At 55.3% G+C, this 15,277-nt stretch carries 16 protein-coding genes; 3 read left to right on the forward strand and 13 right to left on the reverse strand.

Annotation, left to right across the window (positions count from 1 at the left end):
• Positions 1-52: 52 nt before the first annotated feature.
• From Q0336_RS07820 to Q0336_RS07875, 12 genes are all read right to left on the reverse strand, one after another.
• Positions 53-499, reverse strand: coding sequence for a hypothetical protein (locus Q0336_RS07820; RefSeq protein ID WP_298527452.1), 447 nt, complete (start codon positions 497-499; stop codon positions 53-55).
• Between the two features lie 55 nt (positions 500-554).
• Positions 555-980, reverse strand: a complete 426-nt coding sequence (locus tag Q0336_RS07825; RefSeq protein WP_298527455.1) for an SRPBCC family protein — start codon at positions 978-980, stop codon at positions 555-557.
• Positions 981-1,026: 46 nt separating this feature from the next.
• A complete protein-coding gene (gene pyrE, locus Q0336_RS07830; RefSeq protein WP_298527459.1) occupies positions 1,027-1,671 on the reverse strand; it encodes an orotate phosphoribosyltransferase in 645 nt (214 codons plus the stop codon).
• Positions 1,672-1,701: 30 nt separating this feature from the next.
• Positions 1,702-2,499, reverse strand: coding sequence for a nitrilase-related carbon-nitrogen hydrolase (locus Q0336_RS07835; protein ID WP_298527461.1), 798 nt, complete (start codon positions 2,497-2,499; stop codon positions 1,702-1,704).
• Between the two features lie 5 nt (positions 2,500-2,504).
• A complete protein-coding gene (locus Q0336_RS07840) occupies positions 2,505-3,050 on the reverse strand; it encodes a 1-acyl-sn-glycerol-3-phosphate acyltransferase (RefSeq protein ID WP_298527462.1) in 546 nt (181 codons plus the stop codon).
• Between the two features lie 26 nt (positions 3,051-3,076).
• Positions 3,077-3,370, reverse strand: coding sequence for a hypothetical protein (locus Q0336_RS07845; protein ID WP_298527465.1), 294 nt, complete (start codon positions 3,368-3,370; stop codon positions 3,077-3,079).
• A 69-nt stretch (positions 3,371-3,439) separates the two neighbouring features.
• A complete protein-coding gene (locus Q0336_RS07850; protein ID WP_298527468.1) occupies positions 3,440-4,111 on the reverse strand; it encodes a trimeric intracellular cation channel family protein in 672 nt (223 codons plus the stop codon).
• 20 nt (positions 4,112-4,131) lie between these two features.
• Positions 4,132-4,950: a 3-methyl-2-oxobutanoate hydroxymethyltransferase gene (gene panB, locus Q0336_RS07855; protein ID WP_298527471.1), complete on the reverse strand. Its 819-nt coding sequence runs from the start codon at positions 4,948-4,950 to the stop codon at positions 4,132-4,134.
• Positions 4,951-5,084: 134 nt separating this feature from the next.
• Positions 5,085-6,605, reverse strand: a complete 1,521-nt coding sequence (guaA, locus tag Q0336_RS07860) for a glutamine-hydrolyzing GMP synthase (protein WP_298527474.1) — start codon at positions 6,603-6,605, stop codon at positions 5,085-5,087.
• A 143-nt stretch (positions 6,606-6,748) separates the two neighbouring features.
• Positions 6,749-7,423, reverse strand: a complete 675-nt coding sequence (locus Q0336_RS07865) for a peptidylprolyl isomerase (RefSeq protein ID WP_298527478.1) — start codon at positions 7,421-7,423, stop codon at positions 6,749-6,751.
• Positions 7,424-7,447: 24 nt separating this feature from the next.
• Positions 7,448-8,317: a YitT family protein gene (locus Q0336_RS07870; RefSeq protein WP_298527481.1), complete on the reverse strand. Its 870-nt coding sequence runs from the start codon at positions 8,315-8,317 to the stop codon at positions 7,448-7,450.
• 338 nt (positions 8,318-8,655) lie between these two features.
• Positions 8,656-11,010, reverse strand: coding sequence for a tetratricopeptide repeat protein (locus Q0336_RS07875; protein WP_298527483.1), 2,355 nt, complete (start codon positions 11,008-11,010; stop codon positions 8,656-8,658).
• Between the two features lie 433 nt (positions 11,011-11,443).
• Here Q0336_RS07875 and Q0336_RS07880 point away from each other — a divergent pair, with 433 nt between their 5' ends.
• From Q0336_RS07880 to menA, 3 genes are read left to right on the forward strand one after another with little or no spacing between them, the layout of a single operon-like run.
• A complete protein-coding gene (locus Q0336_RS07880; RefSeq protein ID WP_298527486.1) occupies positions 11,444-12,106 on the forward strand; it encodes an ABC transporter ATP-binding protein in 663 nt (220 codons plus the stop codon).
• Positions 12,107-12,148: 42 nt separating this feature from the next.
• Complete coding sequence (locus Q0336_RS07885) at positions 12,149-13,495, forward strand: aspartate kinase (protein ID WP_044125142.1); 1,347 nt, start codon at positions 12,149-12,151, stop codon at positions 13,493-13,495.
• On the forward strand, positions 13,495-14,385 hold the full coding sequence (gene menA / locus Q0336_RS07890) for a 1,4-dihydroxy-2-naphthoate octaprenyltransferase (RefSeq protein ID WP_298527488.1): 891 nt from the start codon (positions 13,495-13,497) through the stop codon (positions 14,383-14,385). Before Q0336_RS07885 ends, menA begins: the two co-directional genes overlap by 1 nt.
• An 88-nt stretch (positions 14,386-14,473) precedes the next feature.
• Here menA and Q0336_RS07895 read toward each other — a convergent pair whose 3' ends face one another.
• Complete coding sequence (locus Q0336_RS07895) at positions 14,474-15,259, reverse strand: SDR family NAD(P)-dependent oxidoreductase (RefSeq protein ID WP_298527491.1); 786 nt, start codon at positions 15,257-15,259, stop codon at positions 14,474-14,476.
• Positions 15,260-15,277: the final 18 nt, after the last annotated feature.

A 15,277-nucleotide genomic window follows, 5' to 3' on the forward strand; every position in this document is an offset into this window, starting at 1 on the left:
GGAGACCTTAGGAGGATGGAATGAAGGCAGGAGGGATGAGGGAAGAGAGTTGCTAGTTAGTGACTAGGAGCTTCGCCTGCCCCTTGAGTCGTACCGCTTGGTAGCGTCTAAGCGGACTGCGAGCGATACCCGAGGTAGGCCTACCCGTACCCGAGAGGATATCGAAGTGGCTAGCACACTTCGGACAGCGGAGCTCTAGCCCTGAAAGCTCTAGCCTGACCCAGGGATAGGGCTCCACGGGACAGGCTAGATCAAAGGCATAGTATTCCTCTCGCTCTAGGGCATGCACGAGGGCTAGACCTCGTACCCCAACACGCATCGCTTCGAACTCCGATCGTGGGATCAAGACGATCCCTCCTGGGCTCTGGAGCGGTCGGTACTGAGGGAGCTGAAGAGCTACCTCATAGTACACGGGAGCAGCGGGTATGGGTGTCTCCGTAGATGCTCCACAGGCCGAAAGCATGAGGAGCAAGAGGAGGCCCGAGAGAAGCCTTCGCATGAGCGACGAGGAGGACTAAGGGGTGAAGGGCTTCCTCAGCCTAGGCGAGGAGCCCCTAGTCGTTGTAGGGGATCATCGTAAGCATCTCTGCAAGCTTCTCAATGCCATCATTGAGCTTGCTCCCGATCATCTTACGCATGAAGAAGTTCAGATCCGCTCTTAGCGTCAAGCGAAGACGTGTATCACCATACGAAGGTTCAAGAAGCTGGATCCAAAGAGTGAGATCGATAGGCGACTGCTCCGTAGCTAGCTTGATCGTCCCCTCGGGCTCACGCTCGATGATGCGAAGGACGATACGTCCCGCACCTGGGATGACGAAGGCACAGCTATCTCGGTCAATAGGCTCGATCGTGATCTTCTCCCGAGCTTCTTCGGGGAGGCGCTCCTGCACGGAGGCTAGACCGCTGAGGTCAGAGAGACGGGTATAGACACGGGTACGAGGGGCGGCAATGGACTTGATCGAGCTGGTATAGTCACTCATTGAGTAGAAAAGGGATAAGAGAGGTGAAGGATGATGATCGGACGGCTTACTTCTTGCCCGTCCACGTAGCAGGAGACTTACGCCACTCCTTCAGCAGCGCTTCATCATCTGCAGAGATATAGCCCGTAGCGAGTGCCTGACGGATCACTGCATCGTAGTGGCTGAGGGTGACGAGACGAACCTGAGCCTCATCGAAGGCAGCCTCAGCTTGGGGGAACCCATGGGTATAGACTGCGACCATCCCGAGGACAGTGCATCCAGCTCGGCGGATCGCATCTACAGCCTTGAGACTGCTCCCCCCCGTAGAGATCAGATCTTCTACGACGAGGACACGACTTCCAGCAGGGAGCTCTCCTTCGATCTGGTTACCCATACCATGATCCTTAGCCACGGGACGGATGTAGACGAAGGGGAGACCAAGAAGATCTGCCACCAGTGCCCCCTGAGCAATAGCTCCAGTAGCGACTCCAGCGATGACATCGGGTGTGTCGAACTCACGACGGATAGCTTCCGCCAGCTCCGTCTTGATCAGAGTACGCACATCTGGATAAGAGAGCGTGACACGATTGTCACAATAGATGGGGGACTTCCATCCCGAAGCCCAAGTGAAGGGAGCTTCAGGCTGGAGCTTCACGGCCTTGACTTTAAGGAGGGCTTCAGCGACACGTTCTTGCGTGGAGATTGTGCTCATAGAGATGATTATTTAGTAGATGGGTGAGACTTAGAGATGTAGTGTGAAGGGATCGGCATCTACCCAGACGGGGAACTTCTCCCGAAGGTCATAGAGACTCTCGTAGTCTAGGGTAGCAGAGATCACCTCCTCGGCACCTTCGGCTGCTTCAGCTAGGGTCATCCCCCGAGCATTGACGATCGCCGAATCTCCCGTATAGACTAGGTGCTGGGGATCTTCTCCGACCCGATTGACCCCGATGGCATAGCTAAGGTTCTCCATAGCCCGAGCCCTGAGGAGGGTGCGGAAGACCTCCCTACGTGGGCGAGGCCAATTAGCTACAGCGATGAGGATATCGTACTCATTGGAGACATTGCGACACCAGACGGGGAAGCGCATGTCGTAGCAGATGACGGGTAGGATGCGCCAGCCTCTAAAGGTGAAGATACTGCGCAAACGAGCGGCGGACACAAACTCCTTCTCCCCTCCTGGAGCGAAGAGATGGCGCTTAGCTTGGAGCTGTACCCGACCATCGGGCTCGAAGAGGAAGAAGAGATTGTGCACCTCCTCACCTACCCGACTCAGATAGCTCCCAGATAGGGCTACCTTGTACTTCTCAGCTAGCCCCCGAAGGAAGTGATAGACCTCTCCCTGCTCTGTATCTGCTAGTAGAGCCGCCTCCGAAGAGAAGCCCGTAGTGATCGTCTCAGGGAAGATGATGAGATCGGCTTCTCTAGCGTGCGTCTGGACGATGTGCTCTATGCGCTGCATGTTCGTAGCGACATCATTCCATGCGATGCTACACTGCACGGCTCTGACACGTAGGGGCTCGGGATGGGTCATACTCATAGATCTTAGGGGGTGAACTTCTCAGGATACTTGGCCTGAGAGCTGTCGTAGCGACTACGGATGGTGGATAGATCCTGCTCCAGGTCTCCCGTAGGATGGAAGACCTCGAAGATCCCTAGCTCCTTCTTCTTGTAGTCGATGACGGCCAGCTCGATGGGAAGGCCTGCCGCCACGGCGATGTGATAGAAGCCGCTCTTCCACTTCTCCCCACGGGAGCGTGTTCCCTCAGGGGTGATAGCAATGTGCATCTGCCCCTTCTCGGTAAGCAGACGCTGGATGCGCTCTACGGTCTGACTACGCTCCTTACGATTGACGGGGATACCTCCCAGAGCTCGGAAGATCGAGCCGAGGGGGAAGAAGAACCACTCACTCTTCATCATGAAGCCCGAGTGAAAGCCCGAAGCCCACGAATAGAGTAGCCCGAGTGGGAAGTCATGATTGCTCGTATGTGGGGCGACACAGATGATGCTCCCCTGAGGCCGCTCTTCGGGACGAGGGATGATCTTCCAGCCCAAGAGACGAAGCAGGCACTGAGCTATTTTCCTACGCAATGCTTTACTTGATTAAATAGGTGAGATTAGAGATCCTCGACGAACTGGTCGAGACGCTCTGAGAAACTCATGAGGGCCGTAGCGATGTGGCTCCTCAGGCCTCGATAATAGGCCTTCACGAGCTTAGGATTGTCCTTGCCATCAGGGTGATCTACCCGACGCAGGGTGTCATCTGTGAAGACCATGAGGTCATCCATCAGATCCTCGATCTCCATCTCCATCGCTTCGCTACTGGAGACAGCACGAATGATCAAAGCTTCGTCGAAGAGGCGCATCACCTCTGCGATAATGATCTTCTTGAGATACCGTTGACTTGCCATACTTGATTATAAGTGAGGGATGAGACTCCCACAGGTATATACACAAAGATAATGGATTCGCTGTGACACTTACCTACCGCCCTTCTCTTCCTCACTTCGGAGGACGGACTGGGGGTTGAACGTAGGGAGCTGGATATGTAGGACGACAGCGAGCACTCGGGCGATAAAGACCGAGATGGCGGAGATGAACTGCACCCATTCGATGGCCATCCCTGTATAGCGTCCCAAGAGGACATAAACGACCGCCCCTAGGACACATGCCGAGGCATAGAAGTCGGTACGGAAGATCAGCGGAGTCTCATTGATCAGCACGTCACGAAGGAGCCCTCCGAAGGAGCCCGTGATCGTACCCATGATGATCGCTACCCACCAAGGGAAGTCCGCAGCATAGGATTTCGCCACCCCTACCACGACGAAGAGCCCGAGGCCGACGGCATCGAAGAAGAAGAGCGAGTGATTGAGCCGTACGACTTGACGGCGGAAGACGATCGTGAAGATCAGCCCCAGAGCCGTGATGATCAGATAGGAGGGCTGTACGAGCCAGAAGGGCTTGATGTCAAGGAGGATGTCACGGATCGTCCCTCCACCTACGGCGGTGACAAAGCCGATGACGTAGGCTCCGAACCAGTCGAAGCCCTTCCCCGCCGCTAGTCGGATACCACTGATCGCAAAGGCAAGGGTACCTAGGTAGTCACACCAGTTGACGAACTCACTGACGTTTACTATCTGTGAAAACTGCATGATGCTTGGCTCTCCTCGGATTAGTAGGATTCACTCTCTGAGGGGAAGCTACGCTCCTTCACGGCCGTAATGTAGTCACCGACGGCTCCCTTGATGAGGTCTCCTAGCTTGGCAAAGCGACGTAGGAACTTGGGAGAGAAGCTATCCTCCAGCCCGAGCATATCCTGCGAGACCAAGACCTGACCATCTACCCCACTGCCCGCTCCGATACCGATGACGGGGATATGAAGGGCTTGAGCTACACGAGCTGCCACCTCGGCAGGCACCTTCTCAAGGACGAGGGCACAGCAACCCGACTGCTCTAAGCCAAGGGCTTCTTCATAGAGTCGGTCAGCAGCCTCCCCTTCCTTAGCCTGCAGGCCGTAGCCTCCGAGCTGATGGACGGACTGAGGCGTTAGCCCCAGATGCCCCACTACGGGGATCCCAGAGGCTACGAGACGCTGGATGGTGGAGAAGAGGTGAGCTCCGCCTTCGAGCTTCACAGCATCAGCTCCCGTCTCCTTCATGATACGAACAGCCGAGGAGAGCGCTGTCTCCTCGCTGATCTGATAGCTCCCGAAGGGCATGTCGACGATGACGAAGGCTCTCTGGACACCACGCACGACACAGGAGCCGTGGTAGATCATCTGATCAAGGGTGATGGGGAGAGTCGTGGTGTGCCCTGCCATCACATTGGCGGCAGAGTCTCCGACGAGGAGGATATCTATACCTGCTGCGTCGAGTAGACGAGCCATCGTATAGTCATAGGCGGTAAGCATCGTGATCGGCTCACGCTGGGCCTTCATAGCTGCCAGACGAAGGGTCGTGACCTTCTTCGTCTCAGGCTGGTGTTGAGACACTTCTTTTAGTTATTGGTTGAGGATAAGCCACCACCTCGCACCCCGAGAGTGGGGCAGGAGGTGATGGCTTGGTGATGATTACTTACGGATAGTTGAGGCAGGTGATGTGTAGTCTTGGGTGCACAGAGAGCGACTTACTCCCATTCGATCGTGCTGGGTGGCTTGGAGGAGATATCGTAGACGACACGGTTCACCCCCTTGACCTTATTGATGATCTCGTTGGACACCTTCGCTAGGAACTCATAGGGGAGGTGTGCCCAGTCTGCACTCATCGCATCGGTGCTGGTGACAGCACGTAGGGCGATCGTATAGTCGTAGGTACGCTCATCGCCCATCACTCCGACAGAGCGAATAGGGAGGAGGATCGTACCTGCCTGCCATACATCGTCGTAGAGCCCCCATTCACGCATCATAGACATGTAGATATCATCGGCATTCTGGAGGATCTCGATCTTCTCAGCCGTGATCTCTCCGAGGATACGGATACCCAGACCTGGACCTGGGAAGGGCTGACGCTTGATGAGGTGGGGCTGCATACCCATCTCTAGACCTACACGGCGCACTTCGTCCTTGAAGAGCAGGCGCAGAGGCTCGACGAGACGGAGCTTCATACGCTCAGGTAGCCCACCTACATTGTGGTGGCTCTTAATGACCGTACCCGTGATGCTGAGCGACTCGATGACATCAGGGTAGATCGTACCCTGCCCGAGCCACTTGATATCGGTGAGCTTGTGTGCCTCCTCATCGAAGACTTCGATGAAGCCTCGACCGATGATCTTACGCTTCTCCTCAGGGTCAGTAATCCCCTTGAGTGCAGTGAGGAACTTCTCCCGAGCATTCACACCGATGACGTTGAGCCCTAGGTGCTCGTAGTCACGGAGGACATTCTCATACTCGTTCTTACGCAGTAGACCATGATCGACGAAGATACAAGTCAGGTTCTTACCGATCGCCTTGTGTAGGAGGACAGCCGTCACAGAGGAGTCTACCCCACCCGAGAGAGCGAGGATGACCTTGTCATCTCCTAGCTGCTCTCTGAGCTCAGCTACGGTACTCTCGACGAAGGAGGCAGGTGACCAATTGCCACGGATACCCGTCACCGTGAGGAAGTTGCCCAGGATCTTGAGCCCCTCCTCGGAATGATAAGCCTCGGGGTGGAACTGTACGCCCCACGTCTTCTCCCCATCGATACGGAAGGCAGCAGCCTCTACATCCTCCGTGCTAGCGACGATACGGAAGCCCTTGGGGAGCTCCGTAATCGTATCCCCATGCGACATCCATACCGTGCTACCGGTGCTAACCCCTTCCATCAGGGCATCATGCTCATGACGGATGGAGAGGTGAGCACGTCCATACTCCCGGCTATCGCTGGGCTCTACACGACCTCCCGCCTGATGAACTAGGCTCTGAGCTCCGTAGCAGATCCCCAGCAGAGGGAGCTTGCCTCTCAGGGAAGATAGATCGACCTTGAAGGCCTCCTGATCATAGACTGAGTACGGGCTACCCGAGAGGATCACCCCTGCCACACCCGAGAGATCCTCGGGGAGCTTGTTGTATGGGATGATCTCGCAGTAGGTATTTAGTTCGCGAAGTCGTCGCCCGATGAGCTGAGTCGTCTGCGAACCAAAGTCAAGGATGAGTATCTTCTCCTGCATAGTTATTTAGGACTTGTCATTATTTACGTAGTGGTTCAATCTGGGGCAAAGATACGAATAACCCTAGACTAAATACGGGTAGATACAGCATCACCTCCCCTTTCCTTGCTACGGAGTGAATCGGGGGAGGTGATGATCTCGAGTTACTTCTTCGGTGTATAGAGACGCATCCGCTTGATGATGACATTCTTCAGCGGACGATCATTATCGTCGGTCTCTACCCGCTGGATCTTGTCGATGGTGCCCCAGCCATCCAGAAGACGACCGAAGACCGTATAGCCCCCATCGAGGTGGGCAGCACCGCCCTTGAGCTTGTAGGCAGAGCGTTGCTCGGGGGTATAGCGCCAATCACGCCCCTGCTCCATCTGGTCGAGGTCCATATCTGTATAGTACTTCCCCGTGACGATATAGAATTGGCTGAAGGAAGAGCGCTTCTCGGGGTTTTCGTCATCCCCTTGACGGGCAGCACCGATGAAGCCTCGCTCGTGGATGAAGAGGCTCGGCATGGGCTCGGCCTGGAGCGTCTCTTCGTGAGCATCATCGGGGAGCTCTTGCTCCCGCTTGAGGTCCTTGGTCTGGAGGTTGCCCGTCTGGATCATGAAGTCCTTGATGACCCGATGGAACTGCACCCCGTCGAAGGCATGCTCACGGACGAGCTTCAGATAGCTATCTCGATGGATGGGTGTCTCATTGAAGAGCTCGATGATGAAATTCCCTTTCGTCGTCTCGACGAGGATCTGAGGGCGGTCGGTGCTCTGAGCCTGAGCAAAGGGAGCTAGTGCTACGAGGAGCAGGAGGGCAAAGAAATAGCGCTTCATAGGGCTAAGCTAGGTAAGAGGTGATTAGGGATGGATGGGCATGCTGTCGTTGGTCGCATCGGCCGTCGTGATGAAGGCCTTGGGGTCTACGTCTGTGACGAGCTTCTTGAGCGCCGCCGAGTGCTTACGTTCGATGATGATGAAGAGCACTTCACGCTGAGCACCCGAATACATACCTTGACCATGGAGGAAGGTACCACGCACTCCGATCTGCCCTACTAGGACAGCACGGAGCTCCTCCATCTTGTCCGAGATGATGAAGACAGACTTGTGAGGGTTCTGGGGCTGTAGGGCATCGACGACCTTGCTGTAGACGAAGATGGCGATCCAGGAGTAGAGAGGCACGCGCCAGTCTTGGAAGACCCAGAGCCCGAGGAGTACGATCAGCGAGTCGATGAGCATGATCAGCGTCCCTACCTTGGTATTGAAGGTACGGGAGAGCACCCGAGCCAGCGTGTCTGTCCCAGCACAAGTACTCTGAGCACTGAAGATCATCCAGACACTTACCCCGAGGAGTGCCCCACCGTAGAAGCTACAGAGGATAGCTTCTTCGACGAGGGGCTTCCCTCCCGACCAAGTCTCGATGAGGTCAGAGAAGAGGGCTACCAGAATGAAGGTGACGATCGTCTTGATCGCTGAGAGCTTCCCGAGCCCACGCACAGCGAGCAGGAAGAGCGGGATATTGAAGACGATGGCGATCGTCCCGAGCCCCAGCTCGAGGCCGAATAGCTGACGAGCCAGCTCCCGTATGACCAGAGCTAGCCCGTAGACACCCCCAGGGCTGATATGCGCTGGAGCTAAGAAGAGGCTATAGCCCGTAGCCAGAAGGAACGAGCCTAAGACGATGAGGAGGGCATCAAGGAAGAGTTGACGCCGTAGTTTGATGGTCGGCATAGCGTAGATGTAGAGATGTTTCTAGCACAAAGATAGCGTGTATTAGTCATCCCACAGCATGATCTCATGAAGAGTTTTTTCTCGTCATGAATACCCTCCCCTAGCTACCCATTCATGGGTCCCTCGACCGACCCATGAATGGGGTACCGAGACGACCCATGCATGGGTCACCCGAGGGAGGCATGTATGGGGGATGTCTGCTCCATCATACAGCGAGACTTCCCGCCCCGCTGTATCTCCTTAAGGCGAGTATCCCTACCCGCCCTCACCGCTGAGCCCTCCACGCCTTCAGGGGGAACAATGTACAACGAAGGTGAGGGCTAAAAGCCATCTCCCCATCACCTCTTGTCAAGTTGCGCTATACGGCTCAATAGCTCTTGAACCTTGGGATGCTCGGGGTATTTACCTAGGATCTCTTTCGCCTCCTCTAGATCCTCCTTCGGCTTACCCAACAAGTCAAAGCCCATCACTAGTATTTTAGCATAGTTGATTTCATAAGCTCTGGGATGACGACTAGCTAGGTCTTTGTAAATGTCGTGCGCCTCCTGGTAAGCCTTCTCGGCCTCCTCTATCTTCTTTAGCCCTACATAAAGGCTGACAAGGTTATTTAGGGTCGTTGCCACCTTGGGGTCGTATGCTTCTGGATTTTGATCTGCCAACTCTTTATATAATTTGAACGCAGTCATGTAGTAAGGTTGGGCTTGCTTGAGATCATTGGTCTGCTCGAGTAAGCGTCCTACGTTATTCAGGGTCATAGCCACATATGGCTTGTATGCCTCTGGATTTTTCTCCGACAACTCTCGATATATCTCTAGCGCCTCCTCGCAACAAGATTGGGCTTGCTTGAGATCGTTGGCGTCGCTGAGTAAGCATCCTAAGTTATTGAATGTTCCAGCTAGATATGGCTTGTATGCCTCTGGATGCTGATCTGACAAATCTTTATATAATTTGAGCGCATCCGTGTAGCAAGATTGGGCTTGCTTAAGATCCTTGGCGTCGCAGAGTAAGGTTCCTAAGTCATTCAGGGTCATTGCCACATCTGGCTTATACGCCTCTGGATTCTCCTCCGACAACTCTTTATATAATTTGAGCGCATCCGCATAGCAAGCTTGGGCTTGCTTGAGATCCTGGGTCTCCTGGCGTAAGCCCCCTAAGTTATTCAGAACCCCTGCTAAATATGGCTTGTATACCTCTGGATTCCGCTCGGACAACTCTCGATATAATGTGAGAGCATCCTCGTAGCAAGTTTCAGCTTGCTTGAGATCCTGAGTATTCTGACGTAAGCCTCCCAAGTTATTGAGAGCCCCAGCTAAATATGGCTTGTATCCCTCTGAATTATGCTCAGATAAGTCTCGGTATATTTTGAGCGCAGCCTCGTAGTAAGTTTGAGCATGCTTGAGATCTCTGGTTTTCACATGTAAATTTCCTAAGCCATTCAGGGTCATAGCCACATATGGCTTGTATGCCTCTGGATTCTCCTCCGACAACTCTTGACATAATTTGAGAGCATCCTCGTGGCAAGATTGGGCTTGCTTGAGATCGTTGGTTTTCTGGTGTAAGTCCCCTAAGTTATTCAAGACCATAGCCACATCTGGCTTGTATGCCTCTGGATTATGCTCGAACAACTTTCGGTAGATCTGTAGCGCCTCCTCGTAGCAAGATTGGGCTTGCTCTAGTTCATTGGTGTCTCTGAGTAGATTCCCTAAATTATTTAGGACTGCAGCTACATGTGGCTTGTATGACTCTGGATTCGTCTTTGACAGCTCTCGGAGTTCCTGTAGCACCTCCTCGTAGTGGCTTCTAGCTTTATCAAAGTCATTGAGGTCTTGGAGTAAGCATGCATACTTGAAATGATGGCCCATGGTTGGGGCGAGCTCAATCAGACGCTCATAGAAGTCTCGAGCCTCCCCAAAGGAGAACTTGATCTGGGCCGCCTCAATCAGCTCCTTAAGGACTCTAATTTCGTTCTGTCGGACCTGTTCCTGATACTTCTTGTGGACATCTGTTAGACTCTGCTCGCTCTCCCCTGTCAGTACTCTTTTGATCTCCTCCAAGGTCTCGGCAAGATAGCTATCTCCAGCCTCCCTTAGTAGCTTCGTTTCTTCGGAGATCTTGTCAGTATGCTCGAAGAGGAATCGTACAAATTCTAAGACGAGTCGCTTAGCACCTTCCGAGTGGATGCGTCCATTGGCTAGCATCTCCTCAAGTGCCACCTCTGTAGGCTCTAGTCCTTGCTTTAGCGGAAGCTCTTTGAGGAGTGCTCGGATATACTGAGGAGCCATATTGAGTTCCTCCATTCGACTCTTTAAGTCCAGCACAGACTCTTGAGTTCTGTGGTGCTCGAGCAGATTCTGTTCCTCGCTTATTGCCTGCATGTCTGATCGGAGCGTCATCAGGTAGCGGTGTGCGGCGGGTTGCTCACTCAGTCTTTTCTTAAAGCAGTCGATGAATGCTCGGGTATCCAGATCAAGAGCTTCGTAGCTCGTTGAGCTTTGGATATACCCCTCCAATGCCTTCGATAGGCGGAGTTTGTCGCTAGTGGTGGGGGTGTGCTTAGACCAATCAGCAAGAGCAAGTTGAAAGGCTTTATCAAGGCCATTATCGACCTCTGAGGTATAATGATTCTTGAGTCGGAGTATGACTTCTTTTAAGACTACTTTGAGAAGATCTTCTCCGAGTGTAGAGATATCCATAGTGTACTAGTACTATAGGGGTTAGATGACTCAAAGGTAATACGTTTAGCACCTAGTGAAGAGAAAGGGCAGTAAATCTGTCTCATGCACACTCTTGCCCCATCCTCCCTACCCTCCTTTATGTAGAGCGAGAAAGGATAGACAGCTCTGCCTAGTAGACGCATGGAGTAAGGGGAGCTGAGGGAGCTCCTTTGCGGAACTTTAGGGGACTACCTAGCCTCATCACTAGCCTCCGTCTAAGTGACAACCGCCGTAGCGATAAGGAGAAACGTTACCCCCTATCGACCTTGCTCCTCTTCCCCTTGGGTGCAAGCCTATCGAAGCTCGACTTTGGGTGTACCCTGCCGAGGATGATGATTCAGCACTGATAATAGCCTCAGCATGGCGCTCTTTGCGTATCTTTGTAGACAAATGAACCTATATATAAAGATCTATGGCTGAAGATAAGTGGCTCTTGGACTTCAAGGAGGTGCAGATAGCTCGCCACGAGCACATCCTCTTCGAGGAAGTAAACTTCAGGGTCGCCGCTGGTGAGTTTGTTTACCTCACGGGGCCCGTTGGCTCAGGGAAGAGTACCCTCCTGAAGACCATCTCCGCAGAAGTTCCCCTGACACAAGGCTCGGCGCACGTGCTGGGCTTCGATCTGACCCATATCAAAAGCAAAGACCTCCCGAAGCTCCGTCGCAGGCTGGGGATCGTCTTCCAGAACTTCCAGCTCCTACCCGACCTCACTGTCCAAGACAACCTAGATATCGTGCTCCGTGCCTTCGGTGTCAGCCGTAGCTCCGAGCGATCCAGCCGTATCGAAGAGGCACTACGTGATGTCGGGCTCGAGACCAAGAGCTACAAATATCCCCACGAACTCTCGGGCGGTGAGCAGCAGCGTGTAGCCATCGCACGAGCACTCATCGGTCAGCCCGAGCTCATCCTAGCCGACGAGCCCACGGGCAACCTTGATGCCGAGAACGGGCTCGCCATAGCCGAACTCCTACACCGCCTGACGAAGGAGCGAGGGACAGCCGTCATCATGGCTACCCACAATAGGCTCGTCCTCGAGCGCTACCCTGCACGGTGCGTCGAGATGACCGAGCTCTAAGCCCACCCGATCCTCTAGTCTTCACCTAGCTCCCCTACTCCATTGAAAGTAATGAAGTTTGGAGGCACCTCCGTAGCCTCCGCCGAACGCATCCGCCACGTCGCTGACCTCATCACCGCCACGGACGAGGTCAAGATCGTCGTCCTCTCTGCTATGGCAGGGACGACCAATGCCCTCGTAGAGATCGGGCACCAGCTCATGGCTCACCACCGCCATGAGGCCCTCACTATCCTCACCAAGCTCAAGAAGAAGTACGAGCAGGAGACCCTACTTCTCTTCCCCGACAAGCACAGCTACGACAAGGCTTGGACGCTGGTCAATGAGACCTTCTTCTTCCTAGAGCAGATCTGCTACGCTGAGAGCTTCACCCTCTTCGATGAGAAGAAGATCCTAGCCCGAGGCGAACTCCTGAGCACGGCGATGATGCTCCGTCATCTGGCCGACCGAGGGATCGAAGCCGTAGGCCTCCCCGCCCTCGAATACATGCGCACGGACAAGCAGGCAGAGCCCGACGAAGCCTATATCCAAGCCCATCTGAAGGAGCTCATCGACCGAGCTCCCGAGGGCACACGGCTCTTCATCACCGAGGGCTATATCTGTCGTAATGCCTTCGGCGACATCGACAACCTCCAGCGAGGCGGTAGCGACTATACCGCTACCCTCATCGGTGCTGCCCTCGAGGTCAATGAGATCCAGATCTGGACGGACATCGACGGCATGCACAACAATGACCCACGCTTCGTCGATGCCACATCGCCCGTGCGCCGTCTCCACTTCGAAGAAGCTTCGGAGCTAGCGTACTTCGGGGCGAAGATCCTTCACCCCACCTGCATCCAGCCAGCCAAGCGTAGACACATCCCCGTGCGCCTACTGAACACGATGGCTCCCGAAGCTCCAGGCACCTTGATCTCCCTCGATACGGACAAGGACATGATCAAGGCCGTGGCTGCCAAGGACAACATCACGATGATCCGCATCCGAAGCAATCACCAGCTCTCGCACTGGAGCTTCATGGGCAAGGTCTTCTCCCTCTTCGAGCACTACTGCATCCCTATAGATATGGTAGCTTCGACCGAAGCCTCCATCTCGCTGACCATCGAGCGAAGCACCCTCCCCGAAGATCTTAGGGCGAGCCTCCTCTCCCTAGGCTCCATCGACGTCGAGCACGATATGACGATCGTCTGCGTCGTAGGGGACATGGAGTGGGACAACGTAGGCTTCGAAGCGCAGATCCTCAATGCTCTGAGCGAGATCCCCGTGCACATGATCTCCTACGGGGGCAGTGACTACAACCTCACTGTCCTCGTCGAGGCCTCCGACAAGCGTCGCACGCTCCTTGCTCTGAGCGACCACCTCTTCTCCCGCACTAGCGGCAAGACGGCTAACTGATGGCACGCTCTTCCTCCCCCTCGCGGGCACAGCTATGGCTTGGCCTGACGCGTCCCCGCACTCTGCTCTCAGGGGTAAGTTCGGTCCTCGTAGCGCTCTTCTACGCCCTATCGCTGGGGAGCATTGATCCGCTGAAGACGGCACTCCTGCTTGTCGTAGCCATCAGTGCACAGATCGGGAGCAACATCGCCAACGACCTCATCGACTTCAAGAAAGGGGCGGACACCGACGAACGTACAGGCCCGCTCCGCCCCCTCTCCAAGGGGCTCCTCACCGAAGGCGAAGTGCGCCGAGCGCTCTACCTCTCCCTCGCCCTCTTCCTCGCAAGCGGGCTCACGCTCATCGCCCTCTCCTCATGGTGGCTACTCCTCGTGGGTCTAGCCGTTGGGCTGGGTATCTTCGCCTATTCGGGCGGGCCCTATCCGCTCTCCTACCACGGGCTCGGAGATGTAGCCGTGCTGGTCTTCTTCGGATGGGTACCGGTCGTGACGAGCTTCTTCATCCTCAGGGGGACGATCGCTGACCCCACGCTCTGGCAACTAGCCACCGCCATCGGGCTCTCCAGCGTGAATATCCTCGTCGTCAACAATTACCGAGACGCCGAGGAAGATCGCAAGGCAGGCAAGCGCACGCTCATCGTACGGATGGGTCGGGACTTTGCTCCTCGCTTCTACCTCACCTGCGGGCTGCTTTCGCTGGGATTGCTTTACCCGATCTACAGCTTCTGGGGGATGCTCCTGATGCTTCCCTACATCATCCTTTTCTCGGCTACGCACCGCCACCTCCAGTTCGCCGAAGGGGCGGAGCTGAATAAGACCCTCGGCAAGACGGCCCGCAATGTCTTCTTCCTCGCCCTCCTCATCGGGGCGATGCTCCTCCTCAAGGGATAGAACGAGCCTTTACCTCACCACAAACGACAAGCCCCAGAGAACGCTCGTTCTCTGGGGCTTCTTTATGTTTAAGCAAGGCCGAGGCGACTTACCTTCGATTGAGGCGGGCGACGTAGCGAAGGACAAAGGCCTTCGGAGCCAAGGGCGCAAGACAGAGCAAAAGTCGCTCCAGCCGAGGCACTCCAGCGATCAAGCTCCTTCGCCCTCGGAGCATGGCTTGGTATCCCCGCCCCGCCACCCGTCGGGCGCTGTGGGTAAGCTGACGTGCTAGAGCCGTTCCTTCGAGCTTCGCCGCTGCCTCGAAGCCCGTCTTCATGCCCCCGGGCAGCAGAACGGTCGCCGTCACGCCCGTTCCCCGCAGTTCCTCGCCGAGGGCAAGGCCGAGCGAGGTGACATAGGCCTTCGCTGCGAAGTAAGTCGCTTGATAAGGGCCAGGCACGAGCGAAGCGATGGATGAGATGAGGAGGATGCGTCCGCTTCCCCTCTGGACGAAGGTGGGGAGGAAGAGCTTCGTGAGCGTGGTCAAGGCAAGGAGGTCGACGGCAAGAAGTTGGCTGTCCGCTTCGAGGGATCGTTCGGCGAGCGTGCCCTGCCCTCCGAGCCCAGCATTGTTGATGAGGTAGTCCACGTTGAGGCCAAGGCGCTGCACTTCGTCGAAGACTTCCTTGGGTGCCGAAGGCTGGGCAAGGTCTTTGGCCAAGACGTACACCCGCACACCATGCCGAAGCTCCAGCTCTCCCTTCAGCGCCAAAAGCCGTTCCTCTCGGCGAGCCACCAAGATGAGGTCGCCACCGCCAGCGGCATGCAGGCGAGCAAATTCTTCTCCGAGGCCGCTCGAAGCGCCCGTGATGAGTGCGGTCTTTTTCTCTTCCATATCGATAGTCATTAGGTG

The organism is uncultured Porphyromonas sp., assembly GCF_938039215.1.
In the GTDB taxonomy this organism is placed as follows: Bacteria; Bacteroidota; Bacteroidia; order Bacteroidales; family Porphyromonadaceae; genus Porphyromonas.

Bases quoted from the DNA above. Each gene is read 5' to 3' on its own strand.
- Q0336_RS07820 (WP_298527452.1), bottom strand. From the start codon at position 499: ATGCGAAGGCTTCTCTCGGGCCTCCTCTTGCTCCTCATGCTTTCGGCC.
- Q0336_RS07825 (WP_298527455.1), bottom strand. From the start codon at position 980: ATGAGTGACTATACCAGCTCGATCAAGTCCATTGCCGCCCCTCGTACC.
- pyrE (WP_298527459.1), bottom strand. From the start codon at position 1,671: ATGAGCACAATCTCCACGCAAGAACGTGTCGCTGAAGCCCTCCTTAAA.
- Q0336_RS07835 (WP_298527461.1), bottom strand. From the start codon at position 2,499: ATGAGTATGACCCATCCCGAGCCCCTACGTGTCAGAGCCGTGCAGTGT.
- Q0336_RS07845 (WP_298527465.1), bottom strand. From the start codon at position 3,370: ATGGCAAGTCAACGGTATCTCAAGAAGATCATTATCGCAGAGGTGATG.
- Q0336_RS07850 (WP_298527468.1), bottom strand. From the start codon at position 4,111: ATGCAGTTTTCACAGATAGTAAACGTCAGTGAGTTCGTCAACTGGTGT.
- guaA (WP_298527474.1), bottom strand. From the start codon at position 6,605: ATGCAGGAGAAGATACTCATCCTTGACTTTGGTTCGCAGACGACTCAG.
- Q0336_RS07865 (WP_298527478.1), bottom strand. From the start codon at position 7,423: ATGAAGCGCTATTTCTTTGCCCTCCTGCTCCTCGTAGCACTAGCTCCC.
- Q0336_RS07870 (WP_298527481.1), bottom strand. From the start codon at position 8,317: ATGCCGACCATCAAACTACGGCGTCAACTCTTCCTTGATGCCCTCCTC.
- Q0336_RS07875 (WP_298527483.1), bottom strand. From the start codon at position 11,010: ATGGATATCTCTACACTCGGAGAAGATCTTCTCAAAGTAGTCTTAAAA.
- Q0336_RS07880 (WP_298527486.1), top strand. From the start codon at position 11,444: ATGGCTGAAGATAAGTGGCTCTTGGACTTCAAGGAGGTGCAGATAGCT.
- menA (WP_298527488.1), top strand. From the start codon at position 13,495: ATGGCACGCTCTTCCTCCCCCTCGCGGGCACAGCTATGGCTTGGCCTG.
- Q0336_RS07895 (WP_298527491.1), bottom strand. From the start codon at position 15,259: ATGGAAGAGAAAAAGACCGCACTCATCACGGGCGCTTCGAGCGGCCTC.